This is a genomic window from Cupriavidus sp. GW822-FHT02D05, from assembly GCF_058802485.1.
Genome location: NZ_JBXAOE010000004.1, coordinates 333,539 through 348,870 on the forward strand (window position 1 = coordinate 333,539; position 15,332 = coordinate 348,870).

General features: G+C 68.5%; 11 protein-coding genes. 9 read left to right on the plus strand and 2 right to left on the minus strand.

Annotation, left to right across the window (positions count from 1 at the left end; genetic code table 11):
* Positions 1-35: 35 nt before the first annotated feature.
* The gene (locus tag AC1RQK_RS08115; RefSeq protein ID WP_492808398.1) at positions 36-542 is read left to right on the plus strand and encodes a (2Fe-2S)-binding protein; all 507 of its coding nucleotides are present in this window, start codon (positions 36-38) and stop codon (positions 540-542) included.
* A complete protein-coding gene (locus AC1RQK_RS08120; protein ID WP_492808400.1) occupies positions 539-3,562 on the plus strand; it encodes a c-type cytochrome in 3,024 nt (1,007 codons plus the stop codon). Before AC1RQK_RS08115 ends, AC1RQK_RS08120 begins: the two co-directional genes overlap by 4 nt.
* Before the next feature lie 35 nt (positions 3,563-3,597).
* Here the strand turns inward: AC1RQK_RS08120 and AC1RQK_RS08125 are convergent, their stop codons facing one another.
* The gene (locus AC1RQK_RS08125) at positions 3,598-3,978 is read right to left on the minus strand and encodes a hypothetical protein (protein ID WP_492808402.1); all 381 of its coding nucleotides are present in this window, start codon (positions 3,976-3,978) and stop codon (positions 3,598-3,600) included.
* Between AC1RQK_RS08125 and AC1RQK_RS08130 the strand changes: the two genes are divergently transcribed.
* Both AC1RQK_RS08130 and AC1RQK_RS08135 read left to right on the plus strand, forming a co-directional pair.
* Complete coding sequence (locus tag AC1RQK_RS08130; RefSeq protein ID WP_492376014.1) at positions 3,977-5,287, plus strand: MFS transporter; 1,311 nt, start codon at positions 3,977-3,979, stop codon at positions 5,285-5,287. The genes AC1RQK_RS08125 and AC1RQK_RS08130 overlap by 2 nt on opposite strands.
* A 325-nt stretch (positions 5,288-5,612) precedes the next feature.
* Positions 5,613-6,377: an IclR family transcriptional regulator gene (locus AC1RQK_RS08135; protein ID WP_492808404.1), complete on the plus strand. Its 765-nt coding sequence runs from the start codon at positions 5,613-5,615 to the stop codon at positions 6,375-6,377.
* Here AC1RQK_RS08135 and AC1RQK_RS08140 read toward each other — a convergent pair.
* Positions 6,374-9,205 (minus strand): hypothetical protein, encoded by a 2,832-nt coding sequence (locus tag AC1RQK_RS08140; protein WP_492808406.1) that lies wholly within the window; start codon positions 9,203-9,205, stop codon positions 6,374-6,376. The genes AC1RQK_RS08135 and AC1RQK_RS08140 overlap by 4 nt on opposite strands.
* A 199-nt stretch (positions 9,206-9,404) precedes the next feature.
* Between AC1RQK_RS08140 and AC1RQK_RS08145 the strand changes: the two genes are divergently transcribed.
* The 5 genes from AC1RQK_RS08145 (at position 9,405) to AC1RQK_RS08165 (ending at position 15,091) form a co-directional block, all read left to right on the plus strand.
* Positions 9,405-10,139, plus strand: a complete 735-nt coding sequence (locus AC1RQK_RS08145) for an IclR family transcriptional regulator (protein WP_492808407.1) — start codon at positions 9,405-9,407, stop codon at positions 10,137-10,139.
* 67 nt (positions 10,140-10,206) lie between these two features.
* The gene (locus AC1RQK_RS08150; RefSeq protein ID WP_492808408.1) at positions 10,207-11,796 is read left to right on the plus strand and encodes an OPT/YSL family transporter; all 1,590 of its coding nucleotides are present in this window, start codon (positions 10,207-10,209) and stop codon (positions 11,794-11,796) included.
* A gap of 45 nt (positions 11,797-11,841) precedes the next feature.
* The gene (locus AC1RQK_RS08155) at positions 11,842-13,026 is read left to right on the plus strand and encodes an aminotransferase class V-fold PLP-dependent enzyme (protein WP_492808410.1); all 1,185 of its coding nucleotides are present in this window, start codon (positions 11,842-11,844) and stop codon (positions 13,024-13,026) included.
* A 34-nt stretch (positions 13,027-13,060) separates the two neighbouring features.
* Positions 13,061-13,816: a dipeptidase PepE gene (pepE, locus tag AC1RQK_RS08160; RefSeq protein WP_492376008.1), complete on the plus strand. Its 756-nt coding sequence runs from the start codon at positions 13,061-13,063 to the stop codon at positions 13,814-13,816.
* A gap of 126 nt (positions 13,817-13,942) precedes the next feature.
* Complete coding sequence (locus tag AC1RQK_RS08165; protein ID WP_492376007.1) at positions 13,943-15,091, plus strand: porin; 1,149 nt, start codon at positions 13,943-13,945, stop codon at positions 15,089-15,091.
* Positions 15,092-15,332: the final 241 nt, after the last annotated feature.

Consider the following 15,332-nt stretch of genomic DNA (forward strand, 5'->3'; position numbering starts at 1 on the left):
AGCGAGTGATGTTCTAAAACGCCCCCAGCCCCCCGATGAACACGCCCCGCCCCCTGTGCCTCCGGGTCAACCGGACCACGTACCAGCTCGATGCCGAGGTCGATCCCGACACGCCGCTGCTCTACGTCCTGCGCAATGACCTCGCCTGCAACGGGCCAAAGTACGGCTGCGGGCTGGGCCAGTGTGGCGCATGCACGGTGCTGGTGGACGGGGTGGCGGCGCGCTCCTGCGTAATTCCCGTGAAAGCGGTGGCGCAACGCGCCATCACCACGCTCGACGGGCTGGCCACCGGCGGGCAGCCCGATCCGGTGCAGCAAGCCTTTATCGATGAGCAAGCCGCGCAGTGCGGCTATTGCCTGAACGGCATGATCATGACCGCCAAGGCACTCCTGGCGGAAAACCCCGACCCCAGCGAGGCGCTGATCCGCGAGGCGCTGCGCTTCAACCTGTGCCGCTGCGGCACGCACGTGGAGATCCTGCGCGCGGTGCAACGCGCTGCCGTGTTGCTGCGCCAGGCCGCAGGCCGGGATGGCGCGGCATGAGCGGGCGCGACGACCTCGTCATGGCGCAGGCCGGCCCCGGCGCATGGCAGCCGCCGCCCGAGCGGGAGTGGCTGGCCGGGCACGTCATCCGCCCGCCCGTGCTGGCATGGCAAACCGGCACGCTCCTCAGCGCCCGCCTGATCGATTGCGACGATGCGGTCGCGCGCGCGGTGCCCGGTGTTGCCACGGTACTGCGCCGGGGCGACTTTCTCGGCATCGCTGCCGATACCGCGCCACAGGCGCTGCAAGCCGCCCACGCGCTACGCGCCCACTGGCAAGCCCCGCCGAAAGCGGCAGCCTCGGGCTTGCCGCTCGCCTGCCGCATCGTTGCCGAACACGGCGACGCCGCGCAGGCCATGGCGGATGCCGCTGGCCGCAGCGCGCAGGACTATCAATGGCCACTCGCCGGCCTGCAAGCCGCCGGCTGCACCGCGATTGCGGACTGGCGCGACAGCGCGCTGCGCGTGTGGCTGCCCAGCCGCCGCCCCGGCGCGTTGCGGGCCGAACTCGCCGCCCTGCTCGGCATCGGCGAAGACCGCATTACCTTGATCTGCTGGCAGGCTCCAGGCAACGACGAAGATCCCCTGTACGCCCACCACGCCGCCGCCGATGCCGCCCTGCTGGCGCATTCGGCCCGGCGTGCGGTGCGCGTGCGCGTGGAGGCCCATGAACTTGGCGCCATGCAGGCAGTGGTCAACACCCATATCGAAAGCGCCTGGACGTGCGATGGCGAAATTGCCGCCTATGCCGTCAACTCAGCCGTGGATGCGCGCGGCAGCGCGGCGGTCATGCACGCGCCGCCGTTGGCGCTGTGGCTAACGCGCACGCCAGCGCCGGTCAGCGAGATCGAGCCGCAAGCATCCGCCCCGCACGACGCGGGCGACGATGCCATCCTGCCACCCTACCGCTTTGACTGCCTGAGCGTCGCGCAGGCCGACCTGCCGGGACAGCCCCGCGCGGCAAGCACGCCGGCGCAGGCAGCGCGCGCCCACGTGTTCGCGCATGAGTCGCACCTGGACGAAGTGGCGGCAGCTAGTGCGCAGGATCCCGTGGCCTTGCGGCTGCGCCATCTCGACGACGCGCGCGGTGCTGGCCTCGTGCGCCGGGTCGCGGCGCAGGCCAACTGGCAGCCACGCGGCGAACGCCCGCAAGCGCAACAGAACGTACGGCGCGGACGCGGCTTCGCGTACGCCAGCACCATCGAAGCCGGGCAGGCCGATGGCGGCCAGCCCGTGCACAGCTGGTCGGCCTGGGTGGCGGAAGTCGAAGTGGATGCCACCACCGGCGAGGTCAGCGTCACCGGCGTCACGCTAGGACACGACAGCGATGCGGGCGAACAGGGCGGGGCCAATGCCGTGGCCTTGCAGCAGGAAGCCGCGCGCGCCGCACAGCAACTCACCGTCGACGGCAGCCGCTTCGATAGCTGGCCCGCCGCCAACCTGCCCGCGGTACACCATGCCAGCCTGCCGGCGCTTGCCACCACGCACTTGCCGCAATTGCCGGAAGTGCGCGTTGCCGGCGCGCTGACCCCCGCCAGCGCCACGCTCGGCACGAGCGCGGCCGCCACCCTGCCCGCCGCGCCGGCCGTGGCCAACGCCATCTACGACGCCACCGGGGTGCGCCTGCGCGAGCCGCCCTTCAGCGGCGAACGCATCCGGCTTGCGCTGGCCGCGCAGGCCAATCCCGAAGGCACGCCCAAGCGCGGCGCCGCCCGCAGGCGCAACTGGCTGCTGGCCGGCGCCACCGCGGCGGCCGGCTTGTTCGCCACGGCAATGCCATGGCGTGCGCCCATTGCGCCCGTGGCCCCGCCCGAACCCGGCTTCTACTCGGCCGCCACCATCGAGCGCGGCCGGCTGGTAGCGGCGGCCGGGGATTGCGCGGTCTGCCATACGGCACCCAACGGCGCGCGCAATGCGGGCGGGCTGGCGCTGGACACGCCGTTCGGCACCATCTACAGCACCAACATCACACCCGATGTCGAGACCGGCATCGGCAACTGGTCCTACGCGGCGTTCGAGCGCGCCATGCGCCAGGGCATTCATCGCGATGGCCGGCATCTATACCCGGCGTTCCCCTACACCGCCTTTGCCAAGACCAGCGATGGCGATTTGCAGGCGCTCTACGCTTACCTGATGGCCGCCGAGCCGGTGCGCGCCAAGGCACCCGAGACCGCGCTGGCCTTCCCCTACAACCTGCGCCCGCTGATGGCCGGATGGAACCTGCTGTTCCACAGCCCCAAGCCCTTCGAGGCCAATCCGGCCCGCTCGGCACAGTGGAACCGCGGCGCGTACCTGGCCGAAGGGCTGGGCCACTGCAGCGCCTGCCATTCGCCGCGCAACGCGCTGGGCGCCGAGCAAGGCGGGCGGCGCTATCTTGGCGGCGGCGAGGCCGAAGGCTGGGAAGCGCCCGCGCTGGGCAAGCTGTCGCACGCACCGGTGCCGTGGACGGAGCAATCGTTGTTCTCCTACCTGCGCACCGGCTACGCCCCGCATCATGGCGCGGCGGCCGGGCCGATGGCGCCGGTAATCGAAGAGCTGGCGCTGCTGCCCGAGGATGACGTGCGCGCCATCGCGCACTATGTGGCATCGTTCGGCGACGCGCAGCCCGATGCGGCGGCGGCCAGCGCACAGGCGCAGCAGCTTGAGCAACGCAGCGCCGATGCCGCGCGCACGCTTGGCGGACCCGCCGCGCGCCTGTACCAGAATGCCTGCGCGGTCTGCCACCAGAGCGACCAGGGCATCAGGCAATTCGGCATCAAGCCGTCGCTCGCGCTCAATACCAACCTGCACGGCGACAAGCCGGACAACCTGATCCGCGTGCTGCTGGATGGCATTCCCACGCCGGGGACAAGCGATCTGGGCTATATGCCAGCCTTTGGCGAGAGCCTGGACGACCGTCAGCTGACGCAACTGGTGCACTACCTGCGCAAGCGCTTCGCCCCCGACAAACCCGCCTGGGACAACGTGGACGATACGCTCGCGCGGCTGCGCGCGACGCCCACCCACCAACTCACTCATTAAGCAGGCATGAACAACGCCAGGCCGGCCTGAAGCCATCAGTCCGCCATTTTTCCGGCAAGCCGCCTTGCCGCCGCCCCCTGCCGCGCGTACCCGGTGCATACGCCGCGCGGCAGGGGGAAAACCCCGAGGAGAAAACCACCACCACGCTCTTGCCAGCTTGTTTTATGTAGCTTACGCTGAACGATCATGTAGCGGGCACTACATGAGTGCCGGATGAAGGAAAGCGGTGCCCCCCCTGCACAAGGACGGCGCGCAACACGCCGGCCAGCCCGCAGGAAACCATAAAAAAACAGCCCATCCATCACTGAACAGGCCTGGCCCGCTGCTTGCATAGCAAACAGCACAAGCCAGCCGCTCTCAGCGGTGGCAAAGACACACACACGGTAGACAACGGTAAACAGTAAAGGAGTGAACATGTCGTATCAGTATCAAGACGGCGCGGCGGGCGTACTACCCGCGGCGGCCGAGCCAGACATCTACCGCAAGGTGACCTGGCGCCTGATCCCGTTCTTCTGCGCCTGCTATCTCGCCGCCTATCTCGACCGCATCAACGTCGGGCTGGCCAAGCTGCAGATGCTGGACGACCTGCACTTCAGCGAGACGATCTACGGACTGGGCGCGGGCCTGTTCTTCGTGGGCTACATCCTGTTCGAGGTGCCCAGCAACCTGGTGCTGCAAAAGGTGGGCGCGCGCCTCTGGATCGCCCGCATCATGGTGACGTGGGGCCTGCTGTCCGGCGCAACCATGTTCGTCAACACGCCAACGCAGTTCTACGTGCTGCGCTTCCTGCTGGGCGCGGCCGAGGCCGGCTTCCTGCCCGGCGTGCTGCTGTACCTGACCTACTGGTTCCCCACCCACAAGCGCAGCAAGATCATCGCGCTGTTCATGATGGGCCTGCCGCTTGCCAGCATGATCGGCAGCCCGCTGTCCGGCTGGATCATGACCGCTTTCGCCGGCATGCACGGCTGGGCCGGCTGGCAGTGGCTGTTCTTCCTGGAGGCCATTCCCTCGGTGCTGCTGGGCGTGATGGTGTTCTTCTACCTGCCCAACGGCATCAAGGATGCCAAGTGGCTGCAGGCTGACGAAAAGCGCACGTTGCAGCGCAACCTGGATACGGACGTGCTGGTGGAAAACAACCACTCGCTGATGGCCGCCTTCGCCGATCGCCGCGTGTGGATGCTGGGCCTGATCGACATGTGCCTGCTGATGGGCACGTACTCCATCGGCTTCTGGATGCCCACCATCATCCGCGACTCCGGCGTGGCCAGCCCGCTGCACATCGGCCTGCTCACCGCCATCCCGCACGCCGCGGCGGTGATCGGGATGCTGCTCAACGGCGCACACTCCGACAAGACACGCGAGCGCCGCTGGCACATTGTGCTGCCCACCCTGGCAGGCGCCGCCGGCCTGGTCGGCAGCACCTTCGTCACCGGCTCCACCTCCGCCACCTTGGTGATGCTGACGGTGGCCAATGTGGGCATCGTGGCGACCTTCCCGGTGTTCTGGTGCCTGCCATCCACCTTCCTGAGCGGCACCGCGGCCGCCGCCGGCATCGCGCTGGCCTGCTCCATCGCCAACCTGGGCGGCTTCGCGGCCACCTACCTGCTGGGCTGGCTGAAGGACACATTCCACAGCCCGAGCGCTGGCCTGATCCTGTTCGCAGGCTGCCTGGTGGCGAGCTGCTTCCTGGTGCTGGCGATGCCGGCCAAGGTGGTTAACCGGTAGCCTGGATCAGGCCCGTGCCGGAGCCGCCGAACGGGCCAAATCCGCGCGCCATGACGACGGCTGTCTCTCCATCTCCCCTCAGGGGGAGATGGGTGGCTTAGCTAGGAGCCACTTGAAGCGAAGCCCGTGGTGTTTGTGTTTTCCAGCACGCAGGCGTAACGAGCGCCCGCCCTCTCTCCCAACCTCTCTCCCGCGCGTGGGAGAGAGGAGCACGACAACGTAGATCCGGCCCTTTCAGCAGCAAAGCGAGCACAAAGATTGAGCCGCACGCCGCTTATCCGTACCATGCTGCCCATGCAAAGCAGGATCAAGGCAGGATAACGGTATGACTCTCAAGACTCTCGACGGCGCGCTGGCCTTGCTGACCTACTTCACGGTGCGCCAGCCCACCTGGGGCGTGCGCGAACTGGCCAAGCACAGCGGGGTGCATCACGCGGTGGTGCACCGCGTGCTGGCCACCTTTGCCGCCAACGGTTTCCTGGTGCAGGACGCAGCCAGCGGCAAGTATTCGCTGGGGCTGCGGCTGTTTGAGCTGGGCCAGGTGGTGCGCAAGACGTTCTCGCCCGCCGAGGTGGTGCAGCCCGTACTGGAAAAGCTGGCCGCGCAAAGCGGCGAGACTGTCTTCCTGTCGTGGCTGGACGGCCATGAAGGGCTATGCGTCGGCATGGTCCAGAGCCAGCATCAGCTGCGCTTCTCGATCGAGCTGGGACAGCGCTTTGCGCTGCACGCGGGCGCGCACGCCAAGGCCATCCTGGCCTTCCAGGACGACGCCTTCCGGGCTCGTGTGCTGGAAAACGCCAGGCAGCGCGCCCAGGGCCAGCCTACGCTGGCCGCGCCCGATCCCGCCGTCATCGAGCAGCAGCTTGCCGAGATCCGCGAGCAGGGCTGGGCCCATACGCGCGGCGAGGCCGCCGCCAGCGTGGCGGGGCTGGCCCTGCCGCTGTGGTCGCGCGACCAGACCGAGGTGGTTGGCTCGCTGGCCATTGCCGGTCCGCAGCAACGCCTGAATGAGGAGTCGGTCCCGCGCATGCTGGAAGCCCTGCGCGAAGCCAGCCGCCGCCTGGAAGAGGTGGTGGGTTTCGGGCGCTAGCGCGCCCACAAGGCGCGCGCCACCGCATCGCCGCCGGCACCACCGCCGAACACAAGCTGACCGATGGAGAACCCCAGCTCGCGGTAGCTCTCCCACTGCGCTTCATTGAAGAACTGCTCGATCGTGGGTTCCTGCGGAAACGCCGGATGGCCGGCGCGGTACTGCTGCACATCAACCGGCGCCGAGGCAATCGGGCAGGGCTTGAGCAGCACGATGCGCGATACGGGACGGCGCGTGGCGGCGGGCTCAAGCGCACGGTACACGTTCAACAGCAGCGCGCACTTGTTGGCCGCCGCCGGGTTCTGGCGAGCCGCCGGCAGAAAATCCTCCGGCGTGCCGAACACGCTGCCCAGCACGGCATCGCCGGCGGCCGCGGCATCGACCACGATCTCCAGCCCCATGTCGATGCGGGCCAGCCGGATCAGGTTGGCCAGGTCGCCGAACTGGTAGTCCGGGTCCGCTCCGCAATCGCACAGCACGACCAGCCCCACCCCGCGCTCGGGCCGCAGCAGCTCATACACGGCGGTGTTCTCGAAATGCCCGCCGTCCGACAGGTATTGCCAGCCGCGCCGCGTGCCATGAAAGCGCGCGCTCAGTTCGCAGGCCAGGTAGTACTGCGTGCGGAACAGCGTGATCAACCCGCCCAGCCAGGGCGACCCGGGCAGGTCCGCCTGCACGCAGTTGCGGTCTGCGCCGCCGGCGCGCGGCGCGCTGCCGGCATCCAGCGGGTACGACGGCCACCAGGTGCCCAGGCGCAGGTTGGCCAACCCTAGCAGCAGCGATGTGCCCAGCGTGGTGGAGCGGCCCAGCCCGGTCGAAACCACCGCGCCCGAGGTCGCGATCCAGTCGCCCAGCGTGCGCGATTGCGAGAGCTCGCTGCCGCCCGCCTTGTGCGTTTCCGGAAAATAGCGCTGCCCGTCCACGGTGAAGCGCACGAACGAATCGTCGGGCATGGTACGCGAGGCCGTCGCCGGGAGCACGAAGGGGCCCGGCGCCACGCATAGCGGCTTGCCCTTGCGGTCGCGCTGCACCAGTTGCTCGGCGGGATCCACGGTGAGGTTGAGCGTGACGTTGATCAGGTGCAACGGCGCCAGCATGGCGGGATCGTAGTAGGTGTTCAGGCTGAGCGCATCGCCGTCCGCTGGCTCGGCCACGCTCAGCCTGGCGCGCTGGCTGCCATGCTGCTGCGCGGGCGCCGCGCCGCTGCCGGGCATGAAGCGCTTGCCGTTGGAGCCGCCGAGGTAGGCGCGGGTCAGCCGGGCCGAGTAAAACGGCTGCAGCGTCGACAGGTTCAGGAAGCCGGCGAAACGCCCGGCGATCATGGTCAGCCCGAGCGCCAGCACGATCAGCGTGCACAGCACCGGCGTGGTGTAGGCGTTGCCGAAGGTGAACCAGTCGAGCGGCTCGCCACCATTCCAGCGCACCCACAGCACCAGCCATGACCACAGCACGAAGACCAGCAGCGCCACCACGGCGGCGGCAGCGCCGGCCAGCAGCGACACCGGCAGACGCGCGCGCCACGTGCCGCCCTTGCCATTGCCGCCGTTACCGCCCTTGCCGTCTACCAGCGCCGCGCCATAGCGGATCAGCCAGACCAGCCCACCCAGCGTCCCCGCCGGCCCGAGCGTGCGCCAGGGCTGATGGGAGGCCTGCGTGTAGAGATAGAAGGTGCGCGCCACGGTGTCCGCCACACCCAGCGCCGCGAGCCACAGCGCAACGCCAATGGCCTGGCTCAGCAGGCGCGTGGCCCGCACCCGGTAGTCCTGCACGGTAGCCGGCGGCATCCGGCACAACACAAAGCAGCAAGCCACGCCCAACAGCGTCAACACCGCCATCGCCAGCAACAGGCACGACAGCACCAGCCCCGGACCCAGGTGGTGCAGTGCCGCGGCCATGACCAGCATCGCCACGCCGGCCAGCGCGGCCAGGCGCGTGGCGAGGCTGTCAAAGCCCAGGGCCAGCTTGCCATCGCCGCCGCGCGGATAGACCAGCCAGTACGCCACGCCCGGCGGCACGGCAAACAGCAGGAGCGCCGCCAGCGGCAGCCACAGCAACTCGCTCCACCAGATCGCCAGGCCACCCTCGTTGAACACCTGGCGAGCGTCGTGCAGCAGGTCCAGTTCGTGCCGGCCCAGGTCGAGCCAGGTGCCGATGGCGAGATGGCGCAGCAGCGCCAGCACCGCCAGCAGCAACAGCAGCGCGCTGCCGATCACGTACTGCATGGCGAACCAGTTGCGCACCACCAGCGAGGCCGCGTAGAGCGAATCGCCGGCGCCGGTCGGCGTCAGGTAACGGCCGTTCTCGCGCAGCCACGCCACCGCGGCGCGCCCCGGATCGGGGGCGTAGGACACCGACGAGTGGATGCGCTCCGGCGGCTCATGCTGCAGCGTGCGGTAGGCGAGTGCCGCAGCCTCCGGCGGCGTGGTGCCCGGCTTCAACCGGCCCGGCACAAACAGGCTGCAAAAGAAAGCGCCGATGTAGCCGCCGCCGCTGACGGTGGACAGGTAGTCAAACTGGCCGAGCAAGGAGGTAGTGGCTGGCGCGGGGGCGGGGTTGATGGCATCCGGTCCGTCGCCTTCCTGGATGGCGTCCGGCGGCGCCTCGTTGGCAACTGCGTGCAGCGCAGGACCGGCCACCGGTGGCGCAGGCGCTTTGGCCAGTGCCTGCATCACGCCCAGGCAGAACGTCGCGCTGCGGATCCCGCCGCCCGAGAGTGCCAGCGCCCAGTTGCTGTCGCCATCGCGCAGGCGCCGGGCAATCCCGAGCTGGCGGCGCCGGCGCGCAATGCGGGCCAGTTCGTCATCCGAAGGCTGCTCTTGGACTGGCATGCGGGGCCCCTTCCTTTGCACATTCCCGCCCAAGTATAGGCGGCGTCATGGTGTGGCGAAGCACGCATGCGTGCGCCGTTGCGCGGCGACGTTCGGTGTTTACCCTGATTGTTCGATGCCATGGCGAGGCCTAGCATTTTACATATACAGAGACACTGTCTCTTATACAGAGACATAAACAGCAAGACGCAAAGATCGCATGCTCAAGACCCTCAACGGCGCCCTCGGCCTGCTGACGCATTTCAGCGTGCGCCAGCCGAGCTGGGGCGTGCGCGAACTCGCCAAGCACGCCGGCATCCACCATGCGGTGGTGCATCGCGTGCTCGCGACCTTCGCCGCCAACGGCTTCCTGGTGCAGGACGCGGCCGGCCGCTATGGCCTGGGCCTGCGCTGGCTGGAACTGGGGCAGGCCACGCGCCAGGCTTTCTCGCCCAGCGAAGTCGTGCAGCCCGCGCTGGAGGCGCTGGCCACGCAGAGCGGCGAGACCGTCTTTCTGTCCTGGCGCGAGGGCTTTGAGGGCTTGTGCACGGACATTGCACAAAGCCCGCACCAACTGCGCTTTTCCATCGAAGTGGGCCAGCGCTTCCCGCTGGTTGCCGGCGCGCATGCCAAGGCCATCCTGGCCTTCCAGGACGAGGCCTTGCGCCTGCAGGTGTACCGCGCGGGCGGCTGGCAGGACGCGGCGGTGGACGCGCTGGAGGCACAGCTCACCCGCATCCGCGCCGACGGCTGGGCACATACCCGTGAAGAAGCCGCCGCCGCGGTGGCCGGGCTGGCGGTGCCGCTGTGGTCGCGCGACAGGCGCGCGGTGGTGGGCTCGCTGGGCATCGCCGGGCCGATGCAAAGACTGGACGTACAGGCCGTTCCCCGCCTGCTGGACGCGATGCGCCGGGCCAAGGGGCCAATCGAGGAGGTTGCCGGCTTCATCCGCTAAAAAAAACGTGCGGAGAACACTGGCAGGACAGATGATGAAAGGTAGAACCATGGAAGCCCCGGCAGCAATGAACCCACCCCTGGCGGCCAAGCCCGCCACACGCGCGCGCATCACCGAACCCTTCCTGCTGCTGGTATCGGTGGGGCTATCGGTCTTCGGCGCGATGATTGGCATGCAGCTGATCGTCTCGCTCGGCATCTCGGCCAATACGTCGATCATCGGCGCGCTGATCGCCATCGTGTTCTCGCGCATCCCGCTGGAGATCACGCGGCGCTTTCGCGTGCTGGAGCGCCAGAACCTGGTGCAGACTGCGATTTCCTCGGCCACCTTCGGCGCGGCCAATTCCCTGATGATCCCGCTCGGCGTGCCCTACGCCATGGGCATGCCGGAGCTGGCCACGCCGATGCTGATCGGCGCGGTGATCGCCATGTTTGTCGACGGCGCCATGCTGTATTTCCTGTTCGGCAGCAAGATCTTCCCGGCGACCGGCACCTGGCCGGCCGGCATCGCCACCGCTGAGGCGATCTGGGCTGGCGACCGCGGCGGGCGCAAGGCGGCCTTTCTCGGCCTGGGCATCGCGGTGGGCGTGGGCGGGGCCTGGCTGGGCATCCCGATGTCGGCCTTTGGCGCTGCGTTCCTCGGCAACCTGGCCGCGCTGAGCATGTTCGGCCTGGGGCTGCTGACGCGCGGCTACTCGGTGCCGCTACTCGGCATCGACATTGCCAAGGCCTATATCCCGCACGGCCTGATGATCGGCGCCGGGCTGGTGGCGCTGTTCCAGGTGGCACGCGAGATCCACAAGTCGCGCAACGCCCCCGCCGCCGACGCCCGCACCATCGAAGTCCCGGCCGCGCGCGCCAGCCGCATTCTCTCGGGCGGCTTCCTGGTCTACCTGGCCATCGCACTGCTGATCTCGGTGCTTGCCGGCCATGTCTCCGACATGTCGCTCGGCATGCTGGTGGCATTCGTGCTCTACGCCGCGTTTGCCGCCTATGTGCACGAGCTCATCGTGGGCATCGCGGCCATGCACTCGGGCTGGTTCCCGGCCTTCGCCGTGGCGCTGATCACGCTGACCATCGGCATCCTGATCGGTTTCCCGCCGACGGCGCTGGCGGTGCTGGTGGGCTTCTCCGCCGCCACCGGCCCGGCCTTCGCCGACATGGGCTACGACCTCAAGACCGGCTACCTGCTACGCGGCGAAGGCCGCGACATGGAGGCGGAGCTGGCCGGGCGCAAGCAACAGTTCTTCGCCGCGATGATCGGCTTTGCCGTGGCGGCCGTGGTGGTGCTGGTGTTCCACGGCACCTTCTTCTCGCAGGGCCTGCTGCCGCCGGTGGACCGCGTCTATGCCGCATCGATCAAGGCCGGCTCGTCCGCCGAGATTGCGCGCAACCTGGTGATCTGGGCCATTCCGGGCGCGCTGTTGCAGTTGCTGGGCGGCTCCAAGCGCCAGCTTGGCATCCTGCTGTCCACCGGCATGCTGATCGCCTCGCCGCTGGCCGGCTGGGCGGTAATCGCAGGGCTGCTGATCCGCTTCGTGCTGCTGCGCCTGCGTGGCGAGCGCGATATCGCGCAGATGAGCGCCTTCGCCGGCGGCGTGATCGCGGGCGACGCGCTGTTCAGCTTCTTCGGCTCGGTCACCAAGCTGCGCAAGTAAGCCTTGCCGAAGCACCTTCTTTCCTGCATCACCCCGAGACGTTCCATGGATATCCAAGCAATCCGCGCCGACACCCCGCTGACGGCCTCCACCATCTATCTCGATACCGCGGCGGCCTCACCGCCGCCGGACGCCGTGCTCGACGCGGTGCGCGCGTACCTGCTCGATACCGGCCACGTTGGCATCTACCTGCCGGCCTTCCGCAAGGCCACCTATGCCCGCGTGGAAGCCGCGCGCGCACAACTCGCCGGCCTGCTGGGCGCGGCCGCCGACGAGATCGCCTTCACCAAGAATGCCACCGAGAGCATCTCCATCGTGGCGCGCGGCATCGCCTGGCAAGCGGGCGACGAAGTGCTGGTGGCCGACACGGAAATGCTCAGCAACCTGCTGCCGTGGAAGCGCCTGGGGCAAACCCACGGCATCGTGGTGAAGATGGTCGCGGCCGATGCGCAAGGTCTGCTGAGCCCCGACAGCTTCGCCGCCGCCGTCACCCCGCGCACGCGCCTGCTGACGTTCTCGCACCTGCCCAATTCGACCGGCGCGGTGCAGCCGGCCGCCGCCATTTGCGCGGTGGCACGCGCGCATGGCGTGCTGTCGCTGGTCAATGCCGCGCAAAGCGTGGGCATGCTGCGCTCCGACGTGCAGACGCTGGATTGCGATTTCCTGGCCGGTTGCGGGCGCAAGGCGCTGCGCGCCACCGAAGGATCGGGGTTTCTCTATGTGCGCCGCGCGTTGATCGAGACCATCGAGCCCGCGCTGGTGGGCTGGTGGAACGGCAGCTATGACCGCGCCACCGGCGCGCTGTCGCTGGTGCCGGGCGCACGCCGGTTTGAAGCCGGCTGCCCGATCGTGCCGGCCATCCTCGGCCTGGGCACCGCCATCGGCTATGCCGAACGCATCGGCATCGACGCCATCGAAGCACGCGTGCGGGATCTCACCGCCTACGCCGTGGAAAAGCTCTCCGCCGTCGCCGGCTTCGAACTCTACGGCCCATCCAATGCCGCCGACCGCATCGGCATCGTGCCCTTCAACGTGCGCGGCGTGGACCCGGCCAAGATCGTAGCCGCGCTGGAGCAGCAGCAGTGCATCATCGAAGCTGGCAACTTCATGGCCGATGCCATCCTGGCGCGCTACGGCGTATCCACCATGGCACGCGTCTCGCTGCACTACTTCAATACGCATGAGGAAATCGACCGCGTGGCCGAACTGATCGCCGCCGCCGTGGCCTGAGCCTGACATCACGACTGAACTACCGGAACCCGACATGAACCAACGCATCTTGCTGATGAGCAGCTCCCGCAAGGACAACCTCGGCTACCTCGAACACGCTGACGCGCAGATCCATGCCCTGCTCAGGCACGAGCCACGCAAAGTCTTGTTCATCCCCTTCGCCGGCGTGACCTTCAGCTTCGATACCTATGAAGGCATGGTCAAGCCGGTGTTCGAGCGCCTGGGCTACGCGCTGGCGTCCATCCACCACAGCGCCGACCCGCGCCGCGCCGTGGACGAGGCCGAAGCCATCGCGGTTGGCGGCGGCAACACGTTCGCGCTGCTCAAGCGCCTGTACGACGCCGATCTCGTCGACGCGATCCGCGCCAAGGTGCAGGCCGGCACGCCGTACGTGGGCTGGAGCGCCGGCAGCAACGTGGCCTGCCCGACCATCCGCACCACCAACGACATGCCCATCGTGCAGCCACCCTCGCTGCGCGCGCTGCGCCTGGTGCCGTTCCAGATCAACCCGCACTTCATCAGCGGCAAGCCCGCCGGCCATAACGGCGAAAGCCGCGAAGAGCGCCTGGCGGAGTTCCTGCACATCAACGCGCCGGAGCAGGTCTTCGCGCTGCCGGAGGGCTCCGCGCTGTTCTCCGACGGCAGCAACGGCACGGTGCTGGGCGAGCGCCACGCGCTGCACTTCACGGCCGAGGGACAGGTACAGACGCTGCGCGAGGGCGAGACCTTCCCTTTGTCGCGTATCACCGGGCCGGCCGGCATGGACGGCTGGCAAGACTTCCGGGCCTGATTTCCGGGCCCGAATCCGGGACCTGATTCCAGGCGCCTCGCGGCGCCAAACCACCTACGCCACACCCCGACGCAGGGCGAAAGACCCCTGCGCGGGCCCCCTATTACCCTTGGAGGAGGAAACACCATGACTAACAAGCACTGGCTTGGCGCACTCGCATTGAGCCTGCCCGCCGCCGCAATGGCGCAGAGCGGCGTCACGCTGTACGGCGTGATCGACACCGCGCTCACCTACCAGACCCATTCGGACCCCAACGGCAGCGCGCTGGCTGGCCTGCAACAGGGGGGAGAGGGCTTTCTGTCCGGCAGCCGCTTCGGCCTCAAAGGCAGCGAAGACCTGGGCGACGACCTGTCGGCGGGCTTCGTGCTGGAAAACGGCCTGCTGGCGGACACCGGCAAGCTCGACCAGCAGGGCCAGCTGTTCGGGCGCCAGGCGTATGTGAGGATCGGCAGCAAGCGCTACGGCGAAGTGGCGCTGGGCCGGCAGTACACCACGGCCAACACCATGCTGTACTACGTGGACCCGCTCGGCGTGGGCGCCGCGCCGTCCAATGCGTGGATGGTCTTCCTGACCGGCCAGCGCTATGACAACGCGATCAGCTACACCGGCAACTACGGCCCGGTGGCGCTGATCGCCGAGTACGCGCTGGGCGAGACCGCCGGCAAGGGCTCCGCGATGTCGTCGGTCTCGCTGGGCGTGAAGTACGCCTCGGGCCCGCTAGTGGCCGTGGGCGACTTCCAGCAAACCCGCGACAGCATGAGCCGCGCCGCGCGCATCTACCTGGCCGGGCTGAAGGCCTCGGTCGGCCGCGCGAGCCTGTTCGCCAACTATATCTACAGCGACCGCGACGCTGGTTTCGACTCGTCCAAGGGCGGCACCGATACCGCCACCATCACCAGCATGTCGACCGCCGCCACGGCCACCAACCGCGCGGCGTTCAACTCGGTGTTCGGCAGCAGCCGGCGCGACGACTTCTTCACCGTGGGTGCCAACTACACGGTCACCCCCGCCGTCACGCTGACCGCCAGCGTGATGCACGACCGCACCCGCGCCGACGCCTTCAGCGGCAACCGCACCACCGCCTACGGCGTGGCGGACTACGCCTTGAGCAAGCGCACCGACCTCTACCTGGCGCTGGCGTACGACTGGGTGCATGGCGACTGGTCCGGCCTGTTCGGCAACGCAACGACCAACTGGACCGGCGACAGCGGCAAGAAACTGGACGGCCGCAACAACCAGACCACCGTGATGCTGGGCATGCGCCATTTGTTTTGAAGGTACGGCAGGCCAACGCGGATTGGAATGACGGCGGCATATCCGCCGCCCGCCCTCTCCCCCAGCGGCAACAGAAACGACATCGTCAGCGCACCGATTCGGTGTAGCCGTGATTCCCGCCCCCAGGCGGAAATCACCCAAGCGCGATGCGAAGCGAGCCGTGGAGGTGTTCAGAGGCCGTATGGGGCGCCTCGGGATTCGGCGAAAAGAGCGGAAAAGAGGGACCCATGTCTGAGTATCG